General features: G+C 61.4%; 21 protein-coding genes. 10 read left to right on the forward strand and 11 right to left on the reverse strand.

Translation table 11 applies throughout. The features are described 5' to 3' along the window. The first annotated feature begins 8 nt into the window (after positions 1 to 8). Positions 9 to 1358, forward strand: a complete 1350-nt coding sequence (gene glpT, locus J3Q04_RS24330; RefSeq protein WP_434561697.1) for a glycerol-3-phosphate transporter — start codon at positions 9 to 11, stop codon at positions 1356 to 1358. Here glpT and J3Q04_RS24335 read toward each other — a convergent pair. From J3Q04_RS24335 to J3Q04_RS24360, 6 genes are all read right to left on the reverse strand, one after another. Beyond that, positions 1334 to 2002 carry a gamma-glutamylcyclotransferase gene (locus J3Q04_RS24335; RefSeq protein ID WP_420765112.1) on the reverse strand — a complete coding sequence of 223 codons (669 nt, stop codon included), beginning with the start codon at positions 2000 to 2002 and terminating at the stop codon, positions 1334 to 1336. The genes glpT and J3Q04_RS24335 overlap by 25 nt on opposite strands. Positions 2003 to 2309: 307 nt before the next feature. Next, complete coding sequence (locus J3Q04_RS24340) at positions 2310 to 3278, reverse strand: CDP-6-deoxy-delta-3,4-glucoseen reductase (protein WP_434561693.1); 969 nt, start codon at positions 3276 to 3278, stop codon at positions 2310 to 2312. Continuing rightward, entirely contained in the window at positions 3278 to 4744 is a 1467-nt protein-coding gene (gene ubiD, locus J3Q04_RS24345; protein WP_420765114.1) for a 4-hydroxy-3-polyprenylbenzoate decarboxylase, read from the reverse strand. The genes J3Q04_RS24340 and ubiD overlap by 1 nt, the downstream gene beginning before the upstream one ends. Positions 4745 to 4864: 120 nt before the next feature. Then, complete coding sequence (gene rho, locus J3Q04_RS24350) at positions 4865 to 6124, reverse strand: transcription termination factor Rho (RefSeq protein WP_003206716.1); 1260 nt, start codon at positions 6122 to 6124, stop codon at positions 4865 to 4867. 240 nt (positions 6125 to 6364) lie between these two features. Continuing rightward, a complete protein-coding gene (gene trxA, locus J3Q04_RS24355; protein ID WP_003206727.1) occupies positions 6365 to 6694 on the reverse strand; it encodes a thioredoxin TrxA in 330 nt (109 codons plus the stop codon). Positions 6695 to 6815: 121 nt separating this feature from the next. Continuing rightward, positions 6816 to 7523 carry a FadR/GntR family transcriptional regulator gene (locus J3Q04_RS24360; protein ID WP_420765115.1) on the reverse strand — a complete coding sequence of 236 codons (708 nt, stop codon included), beginning with the start codon at positions 7521 to 7523 and terminating at the stop codon, positions 6816 to 6818. Between the two features lie 254 nt (positions 7524 to 7777). Between J3Q04_RS24360 and J3Q04_RS24365 the strand changes: the two genes are divergently transcribed. From J3Q04_RS24365 to ppx, 5 genes are all read left to right on the forward strand, one after another. After that, on the forward strand, positions 7778 to 8563 hold the full coding sequence (locus J3Q04_RS24365; protein ID WP_434561687.1) for a transporter substrate-binding domain-containing protein: 786 nt from the start codon (positions 7778 to 7780) through the stop codon (positions 8561 to 8563). A gap of 21 nt (positions 8564 to 8584) precedes the next feature. Continuing rightward, entirely contained in the window at positions 8585 to 9253 is a 669-nt protein-coding gene (locus tag J3Q04_RS24370) for an amino acid ABC transporter permease (RefSeq protein WP_420765117.1), read from the forward strand. Next, complete coding sequence (locus J3Q04_RS24375; RefSeq protein WP_420765118.1) at positions 9250 to 9900, forward strand: amino acid ABC transporter permease; 651 nt, start codon at positions 9250 to 9252, stop codon at positions 9898 to 9900. Before J3Q04_RS24370 ends, J3Q04_RS24375 begins: the two co-directional genes overlap by 4 nt. Further along, positions 9887 to 10621 (forward strand): amino acid ABC transporter ATP-binding protein, encoded by a 735-nt coding sequence (locus J3Q04_RS24380; protein ID WP_434608936.1) that lies wholly within the window; start codon positions 9887 to 9889, stop codon positions 10619 to 10621. Before J3Q04_RS24375 ends, J3Q04_RS24380 begins: the two co-directional genes overlap by 14 nt. 119 nt (positions 10622 to 10740) lie before the next feature. Further along, positions 10741 to 12243 carry an exopolyphosphatase gene (gene ppx, locus J3Q04_RS24385; RefSeq protein WP_434608934.1) on the forward strand — a complete coding sequence of 501 codons (1503 nt, stop codon included), beginning with the start codon at positions 10741 to 10743 and terminating at the stop codon, positions 12241 to 12243. A 182-nt stretch (positions 12244 to 12425) separates the two neighbouring features. Here the strand turns inward: ppx and ppk1 are convergent, their stop codons facing one another. After that, positions 12426 to 14642 carry a polyphosphate kinase 1 gene (gene ppk1, locus J3Q04_RS24390; protein WP_434608931.1) on the reverse strand — a complete coding sequence of 739 codons (2217 nt, stop codon included), beginning with the start codon at positions 14640 to 14642 and terminating at the stop codon, positions 12426 to 12428. Between the two features lie 17 nt (positions 14643 to 14659). Further along, a complete protein-coding gene (gene hemB / locus J3Q04_RS24395; RefSeq protein WP_420765122.1) occupies positions 14660 to 15673 on the reverse strand; it encodes a porphobilinogen synthase in 1014 nt (337 codons plus the stop codon). Positions 15674 to 15879: 206 nt separating this feature from the next. Between hemB and J3Q04_RS24400 the strand changes: the two genes are divergently transcribed. Continuing rightward, positions 15880 to 16500, forward strand: a complete 621-nt coding sequence (locus tag J3Q04_RS24400) for a DedA family protein (RefSeq protein WP_420765123.1) — start codon at positions 15880 to 15882, stop codon at positions 16498 to 16500. Here J3Q04_RS24400 and J3Q04_RS24405 read toward each other — a convergent pair. After that, positions 16484 to 17716 carry a sterol desaturase family protein gene (locus J3Q04_RS24405; RefSeq protein WP_434608928.1) on the reverse strand — a complete coding sequence of 411 codons (1233 nt, stop codon included), beginning with the start codon at positions 17714 to 17716 and terminating at the stop codon, positions 16484 to 16486. The genes J3Q04_RS24400 and J3Q04_RS24405 overlap by 17 nt on opposite strands. A gap of 125 nt (positions 17717 to 17841) precedes the next feature. On the opposite strand from J3Q04_RS24405, the gene elbB reads away from it, so the two are divergent. Next, on the forward strand, positions 17842 to 18510 hold the full coding sequence (gene elbB, locus J3Q04_RS24410; protein WP_434608925.1) for an isoprenoid biosynthesis glyoxalase ElbB: 669 nt from the start codon (positions 17842 to 17844) through the stop codon (positions 18508 to 18510). A gap of 35 nt (positions 18511 to 18545) precedes the next feature. Here the strand turns inward: elbB and J3Q04_RS24415 are convergent, their stop codons facing one another. Beyond that, positions 18546 to 19001, reverse strand: a complete 456-nt coding sequence (locus J3Q04_RS24415) for a YaiI/YqxD family protein (RefSeq protein ID WP_420765126.1) — start codon at positions 18999 to 19001, stop codon at positions 18546 to 18548. Between the two features lie 113 nt (positions 19002 to 19114). Beyond that, on the reverse strand, positions 19115 to 21013 hold the full coding sequence (locus J3Q04_RS24420) for an FTR1 family protein (protein WP_434608922.1): 1899 nt from the start codon (positions 21011 to 21013) through the stop codon (positions 19115 to 19117). 313 nt (positions 21014 to 21326) lie between these two features. On the opposite strand from J3Q04_RS24420, the gene J3Q04_RS24425 reads away from it, so the two are divergent. Further along, the gene (locus J3Q04_RS24425; RefSeq protein ID WP_434608919.1) at positions 21327 to 22721 is read left to right on the forward strand and encodes a COG3014 family protein; all 1395 of its coding nucleotides are present in this window, start codon (positions 21327 to 21329) and stop codon (positions 22719 to 22721) included. Between the two features lie 18 nt (positions 22722 to 22739). Then, positions 22740 to 23111 (forward strand): DUF1425 domain-containing protein, encoded by a 372-nt coding sequence (locus tag J3Q04_RS24430; protein WP_420765129.1) that lies wholly within the window; start codon positions 22740 to 22742, stop codon positions 23109 to 23111. Positions 23112 to 23161: the final 50 nt, after the last annotated feature.

The raw sequence follows: 23161 nt of genomic DNA on the forward strand, positions 1-23161 counted from the left end.
GCACTTGAATGTTTGCTTTCTTTCGACCCGCCGCACATCAGGCAACCCTGCCTGAAGAAAAAATAGACAGCACCTACCGACGCCTTCGCTGGCAGATCTTCGCGGGGATTTTCATCGGCTATGCCGGTTACTACCTGCTGCGCAAAAACTTCTCCCTGGCCATGCCCTACCTCATCGACGAGGGCTACACCCGTGGTCAACTCGGCCTGGCCATGTCGGCCATCGCGATTGCCTATGGCTTGTCGAAGTTCTTGATGGGCCTGGTGTCCGACCGCTCGAACCCCCGCTATTTCCTGCCATTCGGCTTGCTGGTATCAGCCGGCGTGATGTTCATTTTCGGTTTTGCGCCCTGGGCGACGTCCAGCGTGACGATCATGTTCATCCTGCTGTTCATCAACGGCTGGGCACAAGGCATGGGCTGGCCACCGAGCGGACGGACCATGGTGCACTGGTGGTCGCAGAAGGAACGCGGCGGCGTGGTGTCGGTGTGGAACGTGGCGCACAACGTCGGCGGCGGCCTTATCGGCCCGTTGTTCCTGCTGGGCATGGGCTGGTTCAATGACTGGCATGCGGCATTCTATGTGCCCGCTACCGTAGCACTTGCCGTTGCGGTGTTTGCCTTCGCGACCATGCGCGACACCCCGCAATCGGTGGGCCTGCCGCCGATCGAGAAGTACAAGGACGATTATCCGGAAGGCTACGACGACAGCCACGAAAAGGAATTCAGCGCCAAGGAAATTTTCGTCAAGTACGTGCTGCGCAACAAGATGCTCTGGTACATCGCCATGGCTAACGTCTTCGTCTACCTGCTGCGCTACGGGGTGCTGGACTGGGCACCGACCTACCTGAAGGAAGCCAAGGGCTTCACGGTGGACAAGAGCTCCTGGGCCTATTTCTTCTACGAGTGGGCGGGCATTCCCGGCACGCTGCTGTGTGGCTGGATGTCGGACAAGATCTTCCGTGGCAATCGTGGCCTGACCGGCATGGTATTCATGGCCCTGGTGACCGTGGCCACCCTGGTGTACTGGCTGAACCCGGCCGGCAACCCGACCGTCGATATGATTGCCCTGGTATCCATCGGCTTCCTGATCTATGGCCCAGTCATGCTGATCGGCTTGCAGGCATTGGAACTGGCGCCGAAAAAAGCCGCCGGCACCGCCGCCGGTTTCACCGGCCTGTTCGGGTACCTGGGTGGTTCGGTCGCGGCCAGCGCCGCCATGGGCTATACCGTCGACCATTTCGGCTGGGACGGCGGTTTTGTACTGCTGGTCGGCGCTTGTCTGCTGGCGATGGCGTTCCTTGCGCCAACCTTGTGGCACAAGCAGATCGCCAGTCAGAGCCGCGAAGCGGTCGCCTGATCCCACATTGATTGGCAGCGCTTGAGCCGCGCCTCCAGGTTCCGGTCTGGCATGGCGTGGCTGCGCAGGGCGTGGACGGTCTGCTCGACATAATCGCGAGTGGTGCCGTAACGCCCACAGGCGCTTTCAAAGACCTGGCTCAGCACGTGGTCCGGCAAGTTGCCGGCATAGCTCGGCAGGTGTCGCTCCAACACAAAACCCAAGGCTTGCACCCGGCTGCCATCCTCGAGACGGCAACTGAGCCAGTGCGGGCGATAGGACGGCACCGGCATTTCCCGCTGCCACAACGCGAACAGCGAATCCTCGAGGTTTTCCTCCGGCAGCCGGTAGGCGAAACCGCTGCACGAACCGCCGCGATCCAGTCCGAACACCAACCCTGGCAACTCCGGAGTGCCGCGATGTTCGTGGGACCACAGGTATAAACCGCGATGGTAGCCATGGACCCGACCGCGCACGCGCTCCACCGCCGTGCATTCCGGCCGCCAGATCAATGAACCGTACGCGAACAACCAGACCGGACCGCCCTGGTGGAGACTCATGGTCAATCGCATCGAGGCGAGCAGTTGTTCATGGGTCAGCTGCGCACCCAGCTCGAGTCGTGGCGGGTACAAGGCGCAGGTAATGGCGGATTCGATAGCGGTCATGGCCGTTAGCGGTTGGCTTCTCAGAAAATAAAGGGACGCCAGTGTGTTGACGTTCGTGAGGAGCGAGGCAAGTTAAATGCCAGCCCGACGCTATATACGTTATCGGTATCTGGCCGGCCAACTAAATACCGAAACGCAATATATGAAGTTATATCGAGGGCGGTCAGGGCTTTTGTGGCGAGGGAGCTTGCTCCCGCTCGGTTGCGCAGCGACCGCCTCTTTTGGGACTGCTTCGCCCGAGGCGTCGGACCGGTCCAGCGGGAGCAAGCTCCCTCGCCACAACGGCACAGCTCAAGGCTCGGTTGGGTCAGGCCCTTGGCGCATACGCAAACACATCGGCGCGCATCTGGTGAGCGTCCATGCCGGCTTCCACCAGGGCGTCGAGGGTGGCATAGATCATGGCCGGCGAGCCGCTGGCGTAGACGTGCACACCAGAAAGGTCGCTGATGTCCTCGCACACCGCCTCATGGAGCATCCCGCAGCGCCCTTCCCAGCCACACAAGTCGCTGACGACTTTATGCAGGAACAGGTTCGGCAGTTTTTTCCATTCGTCCCAATGCTCGATTTCGTAGAAATCTTCCGGTCGCCGTACGCCCCAATACAGGTGCACCGGGTGCTTGAAGCCCGCCGCGCGGCAGTGCTCGATCAAGCTGTGCATCTGCGCCATGCCGGTCCCGGCGGCGATCAGCACGAGCGGACCGTCAGGAAGCTCGGACAGGTGGGTGTCGCCAAACGGCATCTCGATGCGCACATTGGGGTTGCGCTGCAGTTGCTCCAAGAGCTTTTGCGCACTGCTTTCGCGCACCAGCACGTGTAGTTGCAGGTCGCGCCCCGAGTGCGGCGCCGAAGCGAGGGAGAAGGCTGATTTTTCACCGTTGTCGCGCTCGATCAACAGGTATTGCCCGGCGTGGTAGCGCGGCGGTTTGCCCGCTGGCGCGCGCAAGCGTACCCGCCAGACGTCGCCGCCCACTTCAACGCATTCGCTGACCTGGCACGCCAGGTTGCGCACCGGCAGCTCGCCCGGTGCCAACACGCCATCCCACAACACCACGCAGTCCTCCAGCGGCTCGGCGATGCACGTGAAGATCTCGCCATGGTCACGCACTTCACCGGCCTGCTCCACGCGACCTTCCACCAACAATGCGCCACAGACATGGCAGTTGCCATTACGACAGCTTTGGGGGCAGTCGTAGCCCAGGCGCCGCGCGCCGTCGAGAATCCGCTCGGCCGGCTGTATCTCCAGCACCGCGCCGGAAGGCTGCAAGGTTACACGCATCAATCTATTCCTAACTGATTCCAAATGGCATCGATCCGTTGGGTAACGGCTTCATCCTTGACGATAACCCGACCCCACTCGCGGGTGGTTTCACCGGGCCATTTATGCGTGGCATCGAGCCCCATCTTCGACCCGAGGCCGGATACCGGCGAGGCGAAGTCGAGGTAGTCGATCGGCGTGTTCTCGATCATCACCGTGTCGCGCTTGGGGTCCATGCGCGTCGTGATGGCCCAGATCACGTCGTTCCAATCCCGTGCGTTGATATCGTCGTCGGTGACGATAACGAACTTGGTGTACATGAACTGTCGTAAAAACGACCAGACGCCCAGCATCACTCGCTTGGCGTGCCCAGGATACGACTTCTTCATCGTCACCACGGCCATGCGATAGGAACAACCTTCGGGCGGCAAGTAGAAATCGGTGATTTCCGGAAACTGCTTCTGCAGGATCGGCACGAACACTTCGTTCAGCGCCACGCCAAGAATCGCCGGCTCATCAGGCGGACGACCGGTGTAGGTGCTGTGGTAGATCGGCTTGATCCGGTGAGTGATGCGCTCGACAGTGAACACCGGGAAGCTGTCTACCTCGTTGTAATAACCGGTGTGATCGCCGTAGGGACCTTCATCGGCCATTTCGCCGGGGTGGATCACGCCTTCAAGGATGATTTCTGCGGTGGCCGGCACTTGCAAATCGTTGCCCCGGCACTTCACCAGCTCCGTACGGTTGCCGCGCAGCAGGCCGGCAAACGCATATTCGGAGAGGCTGTCGGGCACGGGCGTGACAGCGCCGAGGATGGTCGCCGGATCGGCGCCCAACGCGACCGACACCGGGAATGGCTGGCCGGGATGCTTTTCGCACCACTCCCGATAATCCAGCGCGCCGCCCCGATGGCTCAGCCAACGCATGATGACCTTGTTGCGGCCAATCACCTGCTGACGGTAGATACCCAGGTTCTGACGGTCCTTGTTCGGGCCTTTGGTGACGGTCAGGCCCCAGGTGATCAGCGGCCCGACGTCGCCCGGCCAGCAGGTCTGCACCGGAAGCATGGCCAGGTCGACATCGTCACCCTCGATCACCACTTCCTGGCAGACCGCGTCCTTGACCACCTTCGGTGCCATGGAAATGATCTTGCGGAAAATCGGCAGCTTGGACCAAGCGTCCTTCAGCCCTTTCGGCGGCTCGGGCTCCTTGAGGAACGCCAGCAGCTTGCCAATCTCGCGCAGCTCGCTGACCGCCTCGGCGCCCATGCCCAGGGCCACGCGCTCCGGCGTGCCAAACAGGTTGCCCAGCACCGGAATGTCATAACCCGTGGGGTTTTCAAACAGCAGCGCCGGGCCTTTTGCGCGCAGGGTGCGGTCGCAGACCTCGGTCATTTCCAGGACGGGTGACACCGGCACCTGGATGCGCTTGAGTTCGCCGCGCTGTTCCAGACCGCTGATAAAGTCGCGCAAGTCGCGATACTGCATGCAAAAGCCTCATGGTGTCCGTGGCGTTCGGGGGCCCGAGTTTAACGCCGCCCGTCCAGAATAGTGAATGCACGGACAGCAAAAAGCCGGGTTTCCCCGGCTCTTGCTGGCCTGCTCGATTTACTTGCGTTTCATCGACAGGAAGAACTCATCGTTGGTCTTGGTCGTTTTCAGCTTGTCGACCAGGAACTCGATGGCCGCGACTTCATCCATCGGATGCAGCAGCTTGCGCAGGATCCACATGCGCTGCAACTCGTCATCGGCCGTCAGCAATTCTTCGCGACGGGTACCGGAACGGTTGATGTTGATGGCCGGGAATACACGTTTCTCGGCGATGCGACGGTCCAGGGGCAGTTCCATGTTACCGGTACCCTTGAACTCTTCGTAGATCACTTCGTCCATCTTCGAGCCGGTTTCGACCAGCGCGGTGGCGATGATGGTCAGCGAACCGCCTTCTTCGATGTTTCGCGCGGCGCCAAAGAAACGCTTCGGCTTTTCCAGGGCATGGGCATCGACACCACCGGTCAGTACCTTGCCGGAACTCGGGATGACGGTGTTGTAGGCACGGGCCAGACGCGTGATGGAGTCGAGCAGAATCACCACGTCCTTCTTGTGCTCGACCAGGCGCTTGGCCTTCTCAATCACCATTTCGGCAACCTGCACGTGACGGGTCGGCGGCTCGTCGAACGTCGAGGCAACCACTTCGCCGCGCACGGTGCGCTGCATCTCGGTCACTTCTTCCGGACGCTCATCGATCAGCAACACGATCAGGTGGACTTCAGGGTTGTTACGGGCGATGTTGGCCGCGATGTTCTGCAGCATGATCGTCTTGCCCGCCTTCGGCGGCGCCACGATCAGGCCACGCTGGCCCTTGCCGATAGGTGCGCACAGGTCGATGACACGACCGGTGAGGTCTTCGGTGGAACCGTTGCCGGCTTCCATCTTCATGCGCACGGTCGGGAACAGCGGAGTCAGGTTCTCGAAGAGAATCTTGTTCTTCGCGTTTTCCGGACGGTCGAAGTTGATGGTGTCGACCTTGAGCAGTGCGAAGTAACGCTCGCCTTCCTTAGGAGGGCGGATCTTGCCAACGATGGTGTCACCGGTGCGCAAGTTGAAGCGACGGATCTGGCTCGGCGAGACGTAGATATCGTCCGGGCCGGCGAGATAGGAAGCGTCTGCGGAGCGGAGGAAGCCGAAGCCGTCCTGGAGAATCTCCAGCACGCCATCACCGGAGATTTCCTCGCCGCTTTTCGCGTGCTTCTTGAGCAGGGAGAAAATCACGTCCTGCTTGCGCGAACGGGCCATATTTTCTATGCCCATCTGTTCGGCCAATTCGAGCAGTTCGGTAATCGGCTTTTGCTTGAGTTCAGTCAGATTCATATAGGAATGACGTAATCATTTATGGAGGGGAAAATTAAGCTTTTGGCTTAATGAGGCCGCGCCGCGGAGAAGGCGACAGGATCGCGTACTTATTCGAAAGGAGAGCGTCGGCGACGGCTTGCAGGGGGCAATGGAGAAACCAGTGCGGGGCCGAATGTAACACCTGGATTTGCGAGCGTCTAGCCCCGGATAACGAAAAAGCCCCGCGATTTGCGGGGCTTTTGGCAAGGCATTCGACGCTTAGATGTTGGCGTCGAGGAACGCGGCCAGTTGCGACTTCGACAGCGCGCCGACCTTGGTGGCTTCGACGTTGCCGTTCTTGAACAGCATCAGGGTCGGAATGCCACGCACGCCATGCTTGGCCGGGGTTTCCTGGTTTTCGTCGATGTTCAGCTTGGCAACGGTCAGCTTGCCCTTGTAGGTCTCGGCAATTTCGTCCAGGACCGGAGCGATCATTTTGCAAGGACCGCACCACTCAGCCCAATAGTCGACCAGCACTGCGCCTTCGGCTTTGAGTACGTCAGCTTCGAAGCTAGCGTCGCTAACGTGTTTGATCAGATCGCTGCTCATGGAAATCTCCGGGGTAATCAGCAAAAAAACGTGGCCCATCATAGCTGCCCTTCCCAGGTTCAGGAAGCCGCAGTTGATTGAGTCTCCCTATGGTGACCGATGGGTTTACGTATGGCCCACGTCAGGAAGCGGTCGGGGCGATGAAGGAAATACCGGTGCGCAACGCAGCATTACGTACATGTTCTTGCATGGTTTTGTGCGCCGAAACCGATGCGCGACGGGCCAGGGCGCGAAGGATCTTGCGGTGTTCCTGCCACGTTTCCATCGCCCGCTCCGCCCTGATGAACGGTAGCTTCTGACTCTCAAGGAAGATATCGGCGCTGGCGGTGAGAATGCTCAACATCGCCTGGTTGCCGCTGGCCAGCAGAATGCGCCGGTGAAATTCGAAATCCAGTTGTGCCGCTGCGTCGAACTCCCCGGCCTTCAATTCGCGGCGCATGGCCTCGACGTTGTCATCCAGTGCGTCGAGTTCATCGGCGCTCAACGTCACGGCCGCCAATCCGGCCGCGAAACCTTCAAGGGCATAGCGCAGCTGGAAGATATCCACCGGCGAGGCCTGGGCGGCGAACGGCCAGCGCGCTGTCGAGTCGTCGCGCGCGACCTGCGCTGCTCCCTGGACGAAAACGCCCCTACCCGGTTGGACGCTGATCAACCCCAGGGCGCTCAACGATGACAGCGCCTCGCGCAGAGACGCCCGGCTGACGCCCAGTTGCAAGGCCAGGTCCCGTTGAGAGGGCAGCGCATCGCCCGGGCCGAAGCCTTCGTCGACGATGAGTTTGCGGATGGCTTGCAGCGCCACTTCAGGCACGGCACGAGCGATGGAATTCATGGTTTTCCAGACAACCCGGACGAATGAGCGGCTAGTTGTAAAGCTATTCGAAGCCCCCGGCAAGTCGTGCCCCAGCGGGGTTCGGCCGCCCGACGCGACGCTCGATAACGGTGCGAAAAACAACCCAACTGTTCAGACCAGTCAGACCGACCGGTGCCTGCAAAACCGTGGCTTTGGCGGACCGACGCCCGGTTTGGCATGCCCTGTGCTGTGTCCGATCGGAGAAATCACACCATCGACCGCGGAGATTCACCATGATCCAGCGTTGCAGCGTCCTGCTCACTGCCCTGTTTGCCAGCCTGATGCTTTGCCAATTGCCCGCCCACGCCGATGGCCTGGAAGACGTGGTAAAACGCGGCACGCTCAAGGTCGCGGTGCCCCAGGATTTTCCACCGTTCGGTTCGGTCGGTCCGGACATGAAGCCGCGCGGCCTGGATATCGACACGGCGAAACTGCTGGCCGACCAGCTCAAGGTCAAACTGGAATTGACGCCGGTCAACAGCACCAACCGCATCCCTTTCCTGACCACAGGCAAGGTCGACCTGGTGATTTCCAGCCTGGGCAAGAATCCGGAGCGTGAAAAGGTCATCGATTTCTCCAGCGCCTATGCGCCCTTCTACCTCGCCGTGTTCGGCCCGCCCGATGCCGCAATCACCGGCCTGGACGACCTCAAGGGCAAGACCATCAGCGTCACCCGTGGCGCTATCGAGGACATCGAGTTGACCAAGGTCGCCCCCGAAGGCGCCACCATCAAGCGTTTCGAAGACAACAACTCGACGATCGCCGCCTACCTGGCCGGTCAGGTGGACCTGATCGCCAGCGGCAACGTGGTGATGGTCGCCATCAGCGAGCGCAACCCCAAGCGCGTCCCGGCGCTGAAAGTGAAACTCAAGGATTCTCCGGTCTACGTGGGCGTGAACAAGAACGAGCCGGCGTTGCTGGACAAGGTCAACCAGATTCTCGCCACCGCCAAGACGGACGGAAGCCTGGAAAAGAACGCGCAGACCTGGCTCAAGCAACCGCTGCCGGCCGACCTCTGATCGTCCTTTGAGAGGCTGAGCATGGCTTACCAGTTCGATTTTCTGCCGGTGGTGCAAAACACCGAGCTGCTGTTGCGCGGTGCGCTGTTCACCGTGGAACTGACAGCCATCGGCGCGTTGCTCGGGGTTGGCCTGGGCATCGTCGGCGCGGTGGTGCGGGCGTGGAATATCCGTCCGTTCGCGGCGATCTTTGGCGTGTACGTGGAGCTGATCCGCAACACGCCGTTCCTGGTCCAACTGTTTTTCATCTTCTTCGGCTTGCCGTCCCTTGGCTTGCAGATTTCCGAGTGGCAAGCGGCGGTGCTGGCGATGGTGATCAACCTGGGGGCGTATTCCACCGAGATCATCCGGGCCGGTATCCAGGCCATTGCACGAGGGCAACTGGAAGCCGCCGCGGCGTTGGCGATGAGCCGCTTCGAAGCGTTCCGCCACGTGGTGCTGCTGCCGGCGCTGGGCAAGGTCTGGCCGGCCTTGAGCAGCCAGATCATCATCGTGATGCTCGGCTCAGCGGTCTGTTCGCAGATCGCCACCGAAGAGCTGAGTTTCGCCGCCAACTTCATCCAATCGCGCAATTTCCGCGCCTTTGAAACCTACGCACTGACGACGCTGATCTACCTGTGCATGGCACTGCTGATCCGCCAGTTCCTGAATTGGGTCGGGCGTCGCTACATCGCCAGGAGCAGCCAATGAGCGATTTCACGTTCTGGGACGTGGTGCGCAACCTGCTCACCGGCCTGCAATGGACTCTGGCGCTTTCGCTGGTGGCGTTTATCGGCGGTGGTGTGGTCGGCTTGTTGGTGATGGTGCTGCGCATCTCCAAACGCGCCCTGCCCCGCAACATTGCCCGCACGTATATCGAGCTGTTCCAAGGCACGCCGCTGTTGATGCAGCTGTTTTTGGTGTTCTTCGGCGTGGCCCTGGCCGGGGTGGAGATTTCGCCGTGGATGGCGGCGGCGATTGCCCTGACGCTGTTCACCAGCGCTTACCTGGCGGAGATCTGGCGCGGTTGTGTCGACTCGATTGCCAACGGCCAATGGGAAGCCTCCGCGAGCCTGGCCCTCAACCCGTTGGAGCAGTTGCGCTACGTGATCCTGCCCCAGGCCCTGCGCATCGCCGTGGCGCCGACCGTTGGCTTTTCCGTGCAGGTGGTCAAGGGCACGGCCGTGACGTCGATCATCGGTTTTACCGAACTGACCAAGACCGGCGGCATGCTCGCCAACGCCACGTTCGAGCCGTTCATGGTGTATGGCCTGGTCGCCCTCGGTTATTTCCTCCTTTGCTACCCCCTGTCCCTCAGCGCGCGCTACCTGGAAAGGAGACTGCATGCCTCTGCTTAGAATTTCCGCCCTGCATAAATACTACGGCGATCACCATGTGCTCAAAGGCATCGACCTGAGTATCGAAGAAGGCCAGGTGGTGGCGATCATCGGTCGCAGCGGCTCGGGCAAATCCACCCTGCTGCGCACCCTCAATGGCCTGGAATCGATCAACGATGGCGTGATCGAAGTGGACGGCGAATACCTCGACGCGGCCCGCGCCGACCTGCGCAGCCTGCGGCAGAAAGTCGGGATGGTGTTCCAGCAGTTCAATCTGTTCCCGCACCTGACCGTCGGCGAAAACGTCATGCTCGCGCCGCAGGTTGTACAAAAAGTGCCCAAGGCCAAGGCGGTGGAACTGGCCCGCCAGATGCTCGAACGGGTCGGGCTCGGCGAAAAATTCGACGCCTTCCCCGACCGCTTGTCTGGCGGGCAGCAGCAACGGGTGGCGATCGCCCGTGCCTTGGCGATGTCGCCGAAAGTCTTGCTTTGCGATGAAATCACCTCGGCGCTGGACCCAGAGCTGGTCAACGAAGTGCTCAGCGTAGTGCGGCAACTGGCCAAGGAAGGCATGACACTGGTCATGGTCACCCATGAAATGCGTTTCGCCCGGGAAGTGGGCGACAAACTGGTGTTCATGCACCAGGGCAAGGTGCACGAGGTGGGTGATCCCAAGTTGCTGTTCGCCGATCCGCAGACGGCGGAGCTGGCGAACTTCATCGGGACGGTGGAGCCTGCCTGATTTTTGCTGCCAAAGAACACTCTGTGAACGGCTCTGGATCAAGGGTTTGGATCAGGTGCGTTGGCGTAGGCGGTCGATCGTGGCAGGATGGCAAGGTTATCGACCGAGACTCTCTGACCATGCCGCCATCCCAAGCCAAGAATCTGTCCCTGATCGCCGCTATCGACCTGGGCTCCAACAGCTTCCATATGGTCGTCGCGAAGGCCCAGAACGGGGAAATCCGCATTCTTGAGCGGCTCGGTGAAAAGGTTCAGCTGGCCGCCGGGATCGACGAAGAACGCAGGTTGAGCGAGGAGTCCATCCAACGCGGGCTCGATTGCCTCAAGCGATTCGCCCAGTTGATCAACGGCATGCCCTTGGGCGCGGTGCGGATCGTGGGCACCAACGCCCTGCGCGAGGCGCGCAACCGTGGCGAGTTCATCCATCGCGCCGAAGCGATCCTCGGCCATCCGGTGGAAGTCATTTCCGGCCGTGAAGAGGCCCGCCTGATCTACCTCGGCGTTTCCCACACCCTGGCTGACACCCCCGGCAAACGCCTGGTGGCGGACATTGGCGGTGGCAGCACCGAGTTCATCATCGGCCAGCGCTTCGAACCGCTGTTGCGCGAAAGCCTCCAGATGGGTTGCGTCAGCTACACCCAGCGTTATTTCCGCGACGGCAAGATCACCCCGGCCCGCTATGCCCAGGCGTACACCGCAGCTCGCCTGGAAATCATGAGCATCGAACATGCCTTGCACCGGTTGACCTGGGACGAAGCCATCGGCTCCTCGGGGACCATCCGCGCCATCGGCCTGGCGCTCAAGGCTGGCGGCCACGGCACCGGTGAAGTCAACGCCGAGGGCCTGGCCTGGCTCAAGCGCAAGGTGTTCAAGCTTGGCGATTCGGACAAGATCGACTTCGAGGGCATCAAGCCTGATCGCCGGGCGATTTTCCCGGCGGGCCTTGCGATTCTCGAGGCGATCTTCGACGCGCTCGAATTGCAACGCATGGACCATTGCGAAGGCGCCCTGCGTGAGGGCGTGCTCTACGACTTGCTCGGGCGGCATCATCACGAAGACGTGCGCGAACGCACCCTGGGCTCGCTCATGGAGCGTTATCACGTCGACCAGGAGCAGGCGGCGCGGGTCGAGCGCAAGGCGCTGCATGCCTTCGACCAGGTGGCCGACGATTGGGACCTGAACGACGGCGTTTGGCGCGAACTGCTGGGTTGGGCCGCCAAGGTGCATGAAGTGGGCCTGGACATCGCCCACTACCATTACCACAAGCACGGCGCCTACCTGATCGAGCACTCCGATCTGGCGGGTTTCTCACGCGAAGACCAGCAAATGCTGGCGCTATTGGTACGTGGTCATCGACGCAATATTCCCAAGGACAAATTCGCCGAATTCGGCAATGACGGCATCAAGCTGATTCGCCTGTGCGTGCTGTTGCGCTTCGCGATCCTGTTCCACCACATCCGCGGCACCCAGCAAATGCCCCAGGTTACCCTGCACGCCGACGGCGATCAGTTGGATGTGATATTCCCCGAAGGCTGGCTGGACGAGAACCAACTGACCCAGGCGGACTTTGCCCAGGAAGCCGAATGGCTGACGCGGGTGGGGATTTTGCTGAACATCCACTGATCGGCACACAGCAAGCTCCCCCGTGGCGAGGGAGCTTGCTCCCGCTCGGCTGCGCAGCAGCCGCAGGATCTGCCTGAAATGGAATTTTTCCTGACCCACCGAGCTGAATGGCTTCGGGGCTGCTTCACGCAGCCCAGCGGGAGCAAGCTCCCTCGCCACGAAAAACCAATCTACTCCGGGCTTTAACTAACCGCCAACACCGGGCTGCTCAAGCGCTCCAGCAAAGTCGCCTGGGCGCTGCGCGGGTTCTGGTTGCCGGTCGGTGTGTTGCGGATGTAGCGACCGTCCGACTGCAAGCTCCAGCTGTGAGTGTTGTCGGTGAGGTAACTCTCCAGCTCTTTCTTGACCCGCAGGATCAGCTTCTTGCCCTCCACCGGGAAGCAGGTCTCGACGCGCTTGTCGAGGTTGCGCTCCATCCAGTCGGCACTGGAAAGAAACATCTGCTCTTCGCCACCATTGAGGAAATAGAACACCCGCGTGTGCTCCAGGAAACGCCCGATGATCGAGCGCACGTGGATGTTATGGGACACCCCCGGGATACCCGGCCGCAGGCAGCACATGCCACGCACCACCAGGTCGATGCGCACGCCCGACTGGCTGGCCTTGTACAACGCACGGATGACTTTCGGATCGGTCAACGAGTTGAACTTGGCGATGATGTGCGCAGGCTTGCCGTCCAGGGCGTACTGGGTTTCCCGGGCGATCATGTCGAGCATGCCCTTCTTGAGGGTGAACGGTGCATGCAGCAGCTTCTTCATCCGCAACGTCTTGCCCATGCCGATCAACTGGCTGAACAACTTGCCGACGTCTTCACACAAGGCGTCGTCGGACGTCAGCAAGCTGTAGTCGGTGTACAGGCGGGCGTTGGCCGCGTGGTAGTTGCCGGTGCCCAAGTGGGCGTAGCGCACGATCTCGCCGGCCTCGCGCCGCAGGATGAGCATCATCTTGGCGTGGGTTTTGAAGCCCACCACGCCGTAAATCACCACCGCACCGGCCGCTTGCAGACGGCTGGCCAGTTGCAGGTTGGACTCTTCATCGAAGCGCGCGCGCAATTCGATCACCGCCGTGACCTCCTTGCCGTTTCGCGCCGCGTCCACCAGGGCATCGACGATCTCGGAGTTGGCGCCACTGCGGTACAGCGTCTGGCGCACCGCCAGGACATGTGGATCCTTGGCGGCCTGGCGCAGCAAGTCGACCACCGGGGTGAACGACTCGAAGGGGTGCAACAGCAGGATGTCCTGCTTGCTGACGACACTGAAAATGTTTTCGCTGTTTTGCAGCAGTTTCGGGATCTGCGGTGTAAACGGCGAATATTGCAGCTCCGGATGGCTGTCCAGGCCGGTGATGCTGAACAGCCGCGTCAGGTTCACCGGACCATTGACCTGGTACAGCTCGGTCTCATGAAGGTTGAACTGCTTGAGCAGGTAGTCGGACAGGTGTTTCGGACAGGTATCGGCCACTTCCAGGCGCACCGCATCGCCATAGCGACGGGAGAACAACTCGCCGCGCAGGGCGCGGGCCAGGTCTTCTACATCCTCGGTGTCCACCGACAGGTCGGCGTTGCGGGTCAGGCGGAATTGGTAGCAGCCCTTCACCTTCATGCCCTGGAACAGGTCATCGGCGTGGGCGTGGATCATCGACGACAGGAACACATAGTTGTCGCCCGGGCCGCCGACGTCTTCCGGCACGCGGATGATCCGCGGCAACAGGCGTGGCGCCGGAATGATCGCCAGGCCGGAATCACGGCCAAAGGCGTCGATGCCTTCCAGCTCGACGATGAAGTTCAGGCTCTTGTTCACCAGCAATGGGAACGGGTGAGTCGGGTCGAGGCCGATCGGGGTGATGATCGGAGCGATTTCGTCACGGAAGTAACGGCGTACCCAGGTCTTGAGCTTGGTGGTCCAGTAGCGGCGACGGATGAAGCGCACCTGGTGCTTTTCCAGCTCCGGCAACAGGATGTCGTTGAGGATCGCGTACTGGCGATCGACATGACCGTGCACCAGTTCGCTGATGCGTGCCAGGGCCTGGTGCGGTTGCAGGCCGTCGGCACCGGCCTGCTCGCGGGCGAAGGTGATCTGCTTTTTCAGCCCGGCGACGCGAATCTCGAAGAACTCGTCCAGGTTGCTGGAGAAGATCAGCAGGAATTTCAGCCGCTCCAGCAGTGGGTAGGACTCATCCAGCGCCTGTTCAAGGACGCGGATGTTGAATTGCAGTTGCGACAGCTCACGATGGATGTACAGACTGCTGTCATCCAGGTTGGGCACCGCAATCGCCGGCGCTGGGGCCGGCTCGGGCGCCGCAGCGGGGGCCGGTTCCAGCTCCGGTGGCGTTTCGGCGACTGGCTCGACCACGGGCTGAGCGTCTTTTACGGCAACTTCTGTGAGTCCTTCGGTATTCATCGCAAGTTCCTGGGAGGCTATTTCTGCTCTCGTAACAATTGGGCGGCGCGCACGGCAAAGTACGTCAGGATGCCATCAGCACCCGCGCGCTTGAAAGCGGTCAGGGATTCGAGAATCACCCCTTCGCTCAGCCAGCCGTTCTGGATCGCCGCCATGTGCATCGCATACTCGCCGCTGACCTGATAAACAAAGGTCGGCACTTTGAATTCATCCTTTACCCGACAGAGAATGTCGAGGTAAGGCATCCCCGGCTTGACCATGACCATGTCTGCCCCTTCTGACAAGTCGGCAGCCACTTCGTGCAAGGCTTCGTGGGCATTGGCCGGGTCCATCTGATAGGAGGCCTTGTTGGCCTTGCCCAGGTTCAGGGCCGAGCCGACCGCGTCGCGGAACGGGCCGTAATAGGCGCTGGCGTACTTGGCCGAGTAGGCCATGATGCGCACATTGACATGCCCGGCCACTTCCAAGGCTTCGCGAATTGCCTGGATCCGGCCGTCCATCATGTCCGACGGCGCCACCACCTGGGCACCGGCCTCGGCGTGGGACAGCGCCTGCCTGACCAGCGCATCGACGGTGATGTCGTTCTGCACATAGCCTTCTTCGTCGAGAATGCCGTCCTGCCCGTGGGTGGTGAACGGGTCCAGCGCCACGTCGGTAATCACCCCCAGCTCCGGGAAACGTGCGCGCAGGGCACGGGTCGCGCGCTGTGCGATGCCCTCGGGGTTCCACGCTTCGGCGGCATCCAGGGATTTCAGGCCCGGCGGCGTGACAGGAAACAGTGCCAACGCCGGGATACCCAGCTCGACCCACTCGGCCGCCGCTTCCAGCAACAGGTCGATAGTCAGGCGCTCCACGCCTGGCATCGAGGCCACCGCCTCACGGCGATTCTCGCCGTCCAGCACGAACACCGGCAGGATCAGGTCGTCGGTGGTCAGCACGTTTTCGCGCACGAGCCGACGAGAGAACTCATCCCGGCGATTGCGACGCAGGCGAGTGGCGGGAAACAGACGGTTGGCGGGGGTAAAGCTCACGGCAGACTCCTGAGCCCGCAAAAACGGGCGAGCGTGACAGTTATAAGCGGCCATTATGACGAACACATGACAGTTGTGCTAAAGCGTGACCGGTAGTCGCAGTCATTGTCTTCTGTAGGAAATGTTCACGTCGAGACACATTTCGATACTTTCCTGAATGTGCCTGAAGGGTTAGGCTGCGCGTTCATTTCGCCAGCACCCAGACAATGCTCCAACAATTTCTCCACGACTTCGGCTACCTGGCCTTGTTCATCGGCACGTTCTTCGAAGGTGAAACCATCCTCGTGCTCGCAGGTTTCCTGGCGTTCCGTGGCTACATGGACATCAACCTGGTGGTCGTCGTGGCGTTTTGCGGCAGCTACGCCGGTGACCAGCTGTGGTATTTCCTGGGGCGCAAGCACGGTCGCAAGCTGCTGGCGCGCAAACCGCGTTGGCAGTTGATGGGTGATCGGGCGCTGGAGCACATCCGCCGGCATCCGGACATCTGGGTCCTGAGCTTCCGCTTCGTCTATGGCCTGCGCACCGTGATGCCAGTGGCGATCGGCTTGTCAGGCTATCCACCGGGCCGCTATCTGTTGCTCAACGGTATCGGTGCGGCGATTTGGGCCACGGCGCTGGCTGCCGCCGCGTATCACTTTGGCGCGGTGCTCGAAGGCATGCTGGGCAGTATCAAGAAATACGAACTTTGGGTACTCGGCGCCCTGCTGTTGCTGGGCTTGGGCCTGTGGCTGCGCCGTCGCATCAAAAATGCCCGGCTGGCCAGGAAAAATCTCGAGACCGAGCGACAGGAACAAGCCAGGGCCAGCGAATCTACGCCAGGCGAGTGAGTCGGTTGCGACAGCAGTAAAGCCCGATGCCACTGACCAGGCTGTAGGTCAACAACCCCACCCAAGCCACCGGGCTCGCTGGCCACAACCCTGCCACCGGCGCCAACCCTACCAGCGGCAGGTTCGCCGCCAGCCGCAGCAACTCCAGCTTCAGCGCCCAAGGGCGATTCTCAAGGGCCACGCCCAAGGCAAACAGCCCCGACGCAATCGCCCCCCAGCCCAATACCAGGGCGGCAACCGGCAGGCTGTTTTCAAGGTTCATCAGATAGCTGCCCAAGGCGATGTAGATACAGAACTGCAGCGCCACATACCACCGCTGGCGTGCGTCCAGCGGCACTTCGAATTTGCGGAATTGGGACAGGTCAGGCTTGTTCAGCGGGTATCTGGCGGCCACATCGGCCGGGCGCCAACCGGTGGGCATGAACCAGATCCGCAGCTTGTCCCACCAGCGCTCGGCCCGCCGGGCATCAGCCCAGAGCTGCCCATAGAACTGCACGTTCGCCCACAACGGATTCCAGCTTGCCAGCGGCGTAGTCACGCCAAACACCACCGGCTCATCCTCGTCCTCTTCCTGGAAGGTGCCAAACAGACGGTCCCAAATAATGAACACGCCGCCGTAGTTGCGATCCATGTAGAGAGGGTTCTGCGCATGGTGGGCACGATGATTGGACGGCGTGACGAAGCACCATTCCAGCCAGCCGAGCTTAGGAATGTGTTGGGTGTGGACCCAGAACTGATACAGCAGGTTCAGCGCCGCGACGCTAACGAATACCACCAGCGGCACGCCCAGGATCGCCAGCGGCAGATAGAAAATCCAGCTCAGCAGAAAGCCGGTGCTGGTCTGGCGCAAGGCGGTGGAGAGGTTGTAATCCTCGCTCTGGTGATGCACCGAATGAGCGGCCCAGAGGATATTGCGTTCATGGCCCATGCGGTGCAGCCAGTAGTAGCAGAAGTCATAGAAGACGAAGGCAGCCACCCAGGTCCAGGCCTGGTCAGCCGGCAATTGGAAGATTGCCAGGTGCTCCAGTGCAAAGGCATAGGTGACCAAGCCGACACCTTTGGTCAGCAGCCCGGTGGTGGTCGACAGCACGCCGGTACTCAGGCTGTTGATGGCGTCCGCCAGCCGATAATGGCTCACGCCGCGCCAACGATCGGCGAGCAACTCGACGGCGATCAACACGAAGAAAAACGGCACGGCATACAGAATGAAATTCATGATGCGACCCGGGCAGGCAAGGCAAGGAAGATAGTCGGCAGATTAGGTGTAGCTGCCCGAGACCCCTATGGCAACGAGTGACAAATTAGTAGACATTTAACGCCATGAATCTGGAGAAAAAGCCCATGAGCAAAAAAGTTGCAGTGATCCTTTCCGGCTGTGGCGTGTACGACGGCGCGGAGATTCACGAAAGCGTGATTACCTTGCTGCGTCTCGACCAGCGTGGCGCACAGGTCCAATGCTTCGCCCCCAACATTGCCCAGCTGCATGTCATCAACCATCTGACTGGCGAGGAAATGCCCGAAAGCCGCAACGTGCTGGTGGAGTCGGCGCGCATCGCCCGAGGCGATGTGAAAGACCTGCGCGAAGCCAAGGCCGAGGACTTTGACGCGCTGATCCTGCCCGGTGGTTTCGGCTCGGCGAAAAACCTGTCCAACTTCGCTGTCGAAGGGGCCGGTTGCGTCGTGCAGCCGGACGTCCTGGCGCTCACCGAGGCTTTCGCCGAAGCGGGGAAACCCGTGGGGCTGATGTGCATCTCACCGGCCCTGGCGGCGAAGATCTACGGCCCCGGCGTGACGTGCACCATCGGCACGGATGCCGATACCGCCGCTGCCGTGACCAAGATGGGCGGCACCCATGAAGAATGCCTGGTCACCGATATCGTCGAGGACACTGCGCGCAAACTCGTCAGCACACCCGCCTATATGCTGGCGAAGAACATCAGCGAGGCGGCTTCGGGGATCAACAAGCTGGTGGACCGGGTGTTGGAATTGACCCACGAGAACGACGCCTGACCCCATTTCCTCTTTCCTGTGGGAGGGGGCCAGCATCAGGACAAGCGAGCCAACCGCGTCAATATCCGATCCAGCGCATTGGCGAAACCCTGCTTGTCCCGCTCGCTGTATGCCGCCGGCCCGCCGCCCACATGGCCCTGTTCACGCAAGTCGGTAAACAGGTTGCGCACCGCCAGTCGATCGCCCATGTTCTGCGCGTCGAATTCCTTGCCCCTCGGATCGAGGGCGGCGACGCCCTTCTTGACCAGGCGGTCCGCCAGCGGCACGTCGCTGCAGATGACCAACTCACCCGGGACGGCGTGCTCCACCAGGTAGTCATCCGCCGCATCAGGACCGCTTGGCACCACGATCAGCTTGACCAGGGCCAGGCCCGGCTTTATTTGCGGCTGCCCAGCGACCAGCACCACTTCGAACTGGCGCTTCAAGGCGAACTTGACCACCAGTTCCTTCGCGGCCTTGGGGCAGGCGTCAGCGTCGATCCATACGCGCATAAGTGGTTTCCTCTATCTAAAAAGCATCGCGAGCAAGCTCGCTTCCACAGAGACAGCCTACATCCTGTGGGAGCGAGCTTGCTCGCGATTATGAGCGCAGCGAATGCGGCCGTTCAGGAAACCTGGACCCGACGCTTCTCCGCCACCCAACTGCGCCCGTACAGTACGACGATCGCCAGGATCGCCGCCACCTGGGCGGTCAGCGAATAAGCATCGGCATGAATGCCCAGCCAGTCGAACTCGAAGAATGCCACCGGCCGCGTGCCGAATATCCCGGCTTCCTGCAGCGCCTTCACGCCATGGCCAGCGAACACCACCGACAGCGCACAAAGCAACGCGGCGTTGATGCTGAAGAACAGCGCCAGGGGCAGTTTCGCAGAGCCCCGCAAGATCACCCAGGCCAACCCGACCAGCAACACCAGCGCCGTCGCGCCGCCAGCCAATACGGCGTCATGACCGGCGGGACCGGCCTGCAGCCACAGGGTTTCGTAGAACAGGATCACTTCGAACAATTCGCGATAGACCGAGAAAAACGCCAGGATCGCGAATCCGAAACGGCCACCGCCGCCCACCAGGCTGCTTTTGATGTAATCCTGCCAGGCCGCGGCGTGACGCCGGTCGTGCATCCAGACACCCAGCCACAACACCATCACGCTGGCGAACAACGCGGTGGCGCCTTCGAGCAACTCACGCTGGGCGCCGCTGACGTCGATCACATAGGCGGCCAGCCCCCACGTCGCCAGGCCGGCGAGCAATGCCAGCCCCCAGCCGATGTTGACGCTGCGAACCGCCGACTGCTGGCCGGTGTTGCGCAAGAATGCCAGGATCGCCGCGAGCACCAGGATCGCTTCCAACCCCTCGCGCAACAGGATCAGCAAGCCAGAGATGTAGCTCAACGACCAGCTCAAGCCATCGCCACCCAACAGGCCGGCGGATTCCTTCAACTTGGCCTTCGCCGCGTCCAGGCGTTGTTGGGCCTGGTCCACTGGCAAGCCATCCTGTAAAGACTGACGGAAAGCCATCAACGCCTTTTCGGTGTCCTTGCGCACATTGGCGTCGACGTTATCGAGCGAACTCTCCACCAGCTCGAAGCCTTCCAGGTAAGCCGCGACCGAAAGGTCGTAGGCCTGGTCATGATCACCGGCGCGATACGCCGCGATGCTTTTGTCCAACGTCGTGGCGGTGTAGTCGAGCAACTGCGCCGGGCCGCGCTGCACTTGCGGCGGCTGGGCACGTTGGGCGCGAAACGTCGCTGCTGCCGCGGGCCCTTGGGCAGCCAGGATTTCGGCCGGAGTCTGGCGGGCCAGATCGGCCAGATTGTAGGTCAGCTCGCTTTTTGTCGCGGCCGGGTCGGCGCTGAAGCTGGCAATGTAAGTTGCCAGGTCCCAGCGCTGGCGGTCGTCGAGCTGGTCGGCGAAAGCTGGCATGTCCGTGCCCTCGACGCCCATGCCCAGGGTGTTGTAGATCGCGTAGAGGCTCAGGCGATCCAGGCGCTGGCCATCACGCAGGTTCGCCGGTGGCGGCTCCAGGCCGACGCCGGCCGGACCATCGCCAGCACCGGTGTCACCATGGCAAACCGAGCAATTCTGCGCGTACAACGGCGCACCGCGCGCCGGATCCGGGGTAATGATCGGCGCTTGGCTGACTTCGTACGCCACCGCCAGCCTTGCCCCCAACTGCCGAGCCAGGCGGGCGACGTCGTCGCCGTCCCGGCGTTCGGTGATAGCCCCGCGCAACGTGCCGATGCCTTGGGTCAACTCAGCCTTTTCCGGCTTGGCCGGCAGCGCAGCAATCAACCCCTCCAACACTTGGGTGAACTCCAGTTGCTCGCGGTATTCCGAATCGTCGATGACTTTTCCCGCTTCGACAGTCGCTGGGTAATCCGCCCCGATGTAATCAAGCAGGTGCAAGGCCTGGGGAGCGCCTTCAGTGGTATCGGCCAGCAGATCGGCGCTGCACAGCGCCAACAACGGCAGCGCTAGCCAAGCCAGGAAACGAAACGGGGCAGGCATGAATGACTCTCGATTGGAAATAAGTAGTAACATATTGTTCACTTCCAATGCGCTTGGCTCAAGTACCGATGTGTTTTCCACGCACATTTTCATCGGATCTTCATGGTTTGGAAGTGACATCACAAAAACATCATTTGGCGATTAAAAAGCCACTACGCGGTCAATCCTCCTGTTTATAATGCGCCGCCCTCTTATTTGTTGAAGGCATAAGAGCTCCTCTGTCCATGAGGAACCGACGGCGCTCCAGTGCCCCGTTCGTGGATCGCCCCAGCCCGACCCGCACACCTGGCTGATATTCAGGGAAGAAGTGTTCATGGCATCCCGTGCCTGTTTTCCGGTCGCCCTCTGCGCGATCACTCTGCTGTCCGGCTGCTCGGCCTTTCGCAACTACGACAGTGAATTGGCCCAGACCAATCAGCAATTGACCTCCGGCAATGTCGACGCGGCGCTGGCCCTGCTGGAGAAGAACAACTCCAGCCAAGATAAAGACCTGCTGTATTTCTTCGAGAAGGGCGAATTGCTGCGGGCCAAGGGTGACCTCTCCGGCAGCCAGGCGGCCTGGGGCAGCGCAGACCAGCAGGTTGGCCAATGGGAAGACGCGGTCAAGCTCGACACCGCCAAGTACCTGGCGCAGTTCGGCAGCTTCCTGGTCAACGACAAGGTCCGGCGCTACGAGGGTTATGACTATGAGAAGGTCATGCTCACCACGCAGATGGCCTTGAACCTGCTGGCGGTGAATGACTTCGACGGCGCACGGATGCAGATCAAAAAGACCCACGAGCGCGAAGCGGTGATTGCCGACCTGCGGGACAAGGAATATCTCAAGCGTGAAGAGGACGCCGAAAAGCAAGGAGTCCAGACCGAATACAAGGACCTCAAGGGTTACCCGGTTGCCAGCCTGGACGCACCGGAAGTGGTCAGCCTGAAAAACAGTTACCAAAGCGCGTTCAGCCATTACCTGGCGGGCTTCGTGTACGAGGCGTTGGGCGAAAAAGACCTGGCCGCGCCGGGTTACCGTAAAGCCGCCGAACTGCGCCCCAATACCCCTCTGCTGGAGCAGGCGCTGCTCAATCTCGACAAGCCCGCCGCCAAGGACGACGACAGCGATATCCTGATCGTGGTGCAGAGCGGGCTGGCGCCCTCCCGGGATTCGATCCGTATCCCGCTGCCCCTGCCCATCAGCGGCAACGTGGTTATCACGCCGTTGTCATTCCCGCTGATCAAGCCGGACACGTCCACCGCCACCTTCGCCCAGATCGGCGTCGACGGCCGGCAACTGGACCTGACCTCACTCAACAGCACCACGGCCATGTCGCGCCGCGCCCTGCGCGATGACATGCCGGGGATCATCCTGCGTACCACCGTACGCGCGGTGAGCCGTGGCGTGGCGCAAAAGCAGATCAACGAAACCAATCCCCTGGCCGGCCTGGCCGTGGGCATTACCTCGGCCGTGCTTGAAGGGGCCGACACCCGGACCTGGCGCACCCTGCCGGATTACACCCAGGTGGTGCGCCTGCGCCTGAAAAAAGGCGAGCACCAGGTCACCTTGCCAAGCGTGGTCGGCGGCTCGGTGGTGAAGGTCAAGGTCGATCAGCGTTACCAGGTCATCACCCTGCGGGCGGTGGGCAACCAGGTGTTCGCCGGCGGCCTGGCGGCCCAGGTAATCCCGAGCGCCAATCCCACCGCCATCGCCCTCAAGCAACCTTAAGAACGGAGTCTTGTTCACATGCGTTTAAAACTGATCGCCGTCGGCGCCCTGGCCTTGCTGGCCGGCTGCGCCACCCCACCGCCACCGGAGCCGGGCAGCGCCGCCAGCAAGGTCGTGGCAATGGGCAAGACCAAGAACATCGTGGTGGGCGCCATGCGCGTCGCTCGGGAAAACGGCTACATGACCGTCAATGTGCAGCTGAGCAACACCAGTTTCAACAACAAGAACATGTATTACCGCTTCGCCTGGCTGGGACCGGAAGGCTTCCCCATCGCCGAGGAAGAAAGCTGGAAAAGCCTGACGCTGTACGGCGAACAGACCCGCTTCCTGCCGGCCATCGCACCGACACCCAAGGCGGTGGATTTCCGACTGGAAATCAACACCCCGTGAGGTGCTGAAACCTGTGGGAACGAGCTTGCTCGCTCCCACACCAGCCCCCG

It is taken from the genome of Pseudomonas sp. D4-21, assembly GCF_051132125.1.
Taxonomy (GTDB): Bacteria; Pseudomonadota; Gammaproteobacteria; order Pseudomonadales; family Pseudomonadaceae; genus Aquipseudomonas.

What these genes read in the sequence shown, in the direction of transcription:
- trxA (WP_003206727.1), bottom strand. Translation starts at nt 6,694, where the DNA reads ATGAGCAGCGATCTGATCAAACACGTTAGCGACGCTAGCTTCGAAGCT.
- glpT (WP_434561697.1), top strand. Translation starts at nt 9, where the DNA reads ATGTTTGCTTTCTTTCGACCCGCCGCACATCAGGCAACCCTGCCTGAA.
- ubiD (WP_420765114.1), bottom strand. Translation starts at nt 4,744, where the DNA reads ATGCAGTATCGCGACTTGCGCGACTTTATCAGCGGTCTGGAACAGCGC.
- ppk1 (WP_434608931.1), bottom strand. Translation starts at nt 14,642, where the DNA reads ATGAATACCGAAGGACTCACAGAAGTTGCCGTAAAAGACGCTCAGCCC.
- J3Q04_RS24420 (WP_434608922.1), bottom strand. Translation starts at nt 21,013, where the DNA reads ATGCCTGCCCCGTTTCGTTTCCTGGCTTGGCTAGCGCTGCCGTTGTTG.
- J3Q04_RS24405 (WP_434608928.1), bottom strand. Translation starts at nt 17,716, where the DNA reads ATGAATTTCATTCTGTATGCCGTGCCGTTTTTCTTCGTGTTGATCGCC.
- J3Q04_RS24370 (WP_420765117.1), top strand. Translation starts at nt 8,585, where the DNA reads ATGGCTTACCAGTTCGATTTTCTGCCGGTGGTGCAAAACACCGAGCTG.
- ppx (WP_434608934.1), top strand. Translation starts at nt 10,741, where the DNA reads ATGCCGCCATCCCAAGCCAAGAATCTGTCCCTGATCGCCGCTATCGAC.
- J3Q04_RS24400 (WP_420765123.1), top strand. Translation starts at nt 15,880, where the DNA reads ATGCTCCAACAATTTCTCCACGACTTCGGCTACCTGGCCTTGTTCATC.
- J3Q04_RS24365 (WP_434561687.1), top strand. Translation starts at nt 7,778, where the DNA reads ATGATCCAGCGTTGCAGCGTCCTGCTCACTGCCCTGTTTGCCAGCCTG.
- J3Q04_RS24415 (WP_420765126.1), bottom strand. Translation starts at nt 19,001, where the DNA reads ATGCGCGTATGGATCGACGCTGACGCCTGCCCCAAGGCCGCGAAGGAA.
- rho (WP_003206716.1), bottom strand. Translation starts at nt 6,124, where the DNA reads ATGAATCTGACTGAACTCAAGCAAAAGCCGATTACCGAACTGCTCGAA.
- J3Q04_RS24340 (WP_434561693.1), bottom strand. Translation starts at nt 3,278, where the DNA reads ATGCGTGTAACCTTGCAGCCTTCCGGCGCGGTGCTGGAGATACAGCCG.
- J3Q04_RS24360 (WP_420765115.1), bottom strand. Translation starts at nt 7,523, where the DNA reads ATGAATTCCATCGCTCGTGCCGTGCCTGAAGTGGCGCTGCAAGCCATC.
- elbB (WP_434608925.1), top strand. Translation starts at nt 17,842, where the DNA reads ATGAGCAAAAAAGTTGCAGTGATCCTTTCCGGCTGTGGCGTGTACGAC.
- J3Q04_RS24430 (WP_420765129.1), top strand. Translation starts at nt 22,740, where the DNA reads ATGCGTTTAAAACTGATCGCCGTCGGCGCCCTGGCCTTGCTGGCCGGC.
- J3Q04_RS24425 (WP_434608919.1), top strand. Translation starts at nt 21,327, where the DNA reads ATGGCATCCCGTGCCTGTTTTCCGGTCGCCCTCTGCGCGATCACTCTG.
- J3Q04_RS24335 (WP_420765112.1), bottom strand. Translation starts at nt 2,002, where the DNA reads ATGACCGCTATCGAATCCGCCATTACCTGCGCCTTGTACCCGCCACGA.
- J3Q04_RS24375 (WP_420765118.1), top strand. Translation starts at nt 9,250, where the DNA reads ATGAGCGATTTCACGTTCTGGGACGTGGTGCGCAACCTGCTCACCGGC.
- J3Q04_RS24380 (WP_434608936.1), top strand. Translation starts at nt 9,887, where the DNA reads ATGCCTCTGCTTAGAATTTCCGCCCTGCATAAATACTACGGCGATCAC.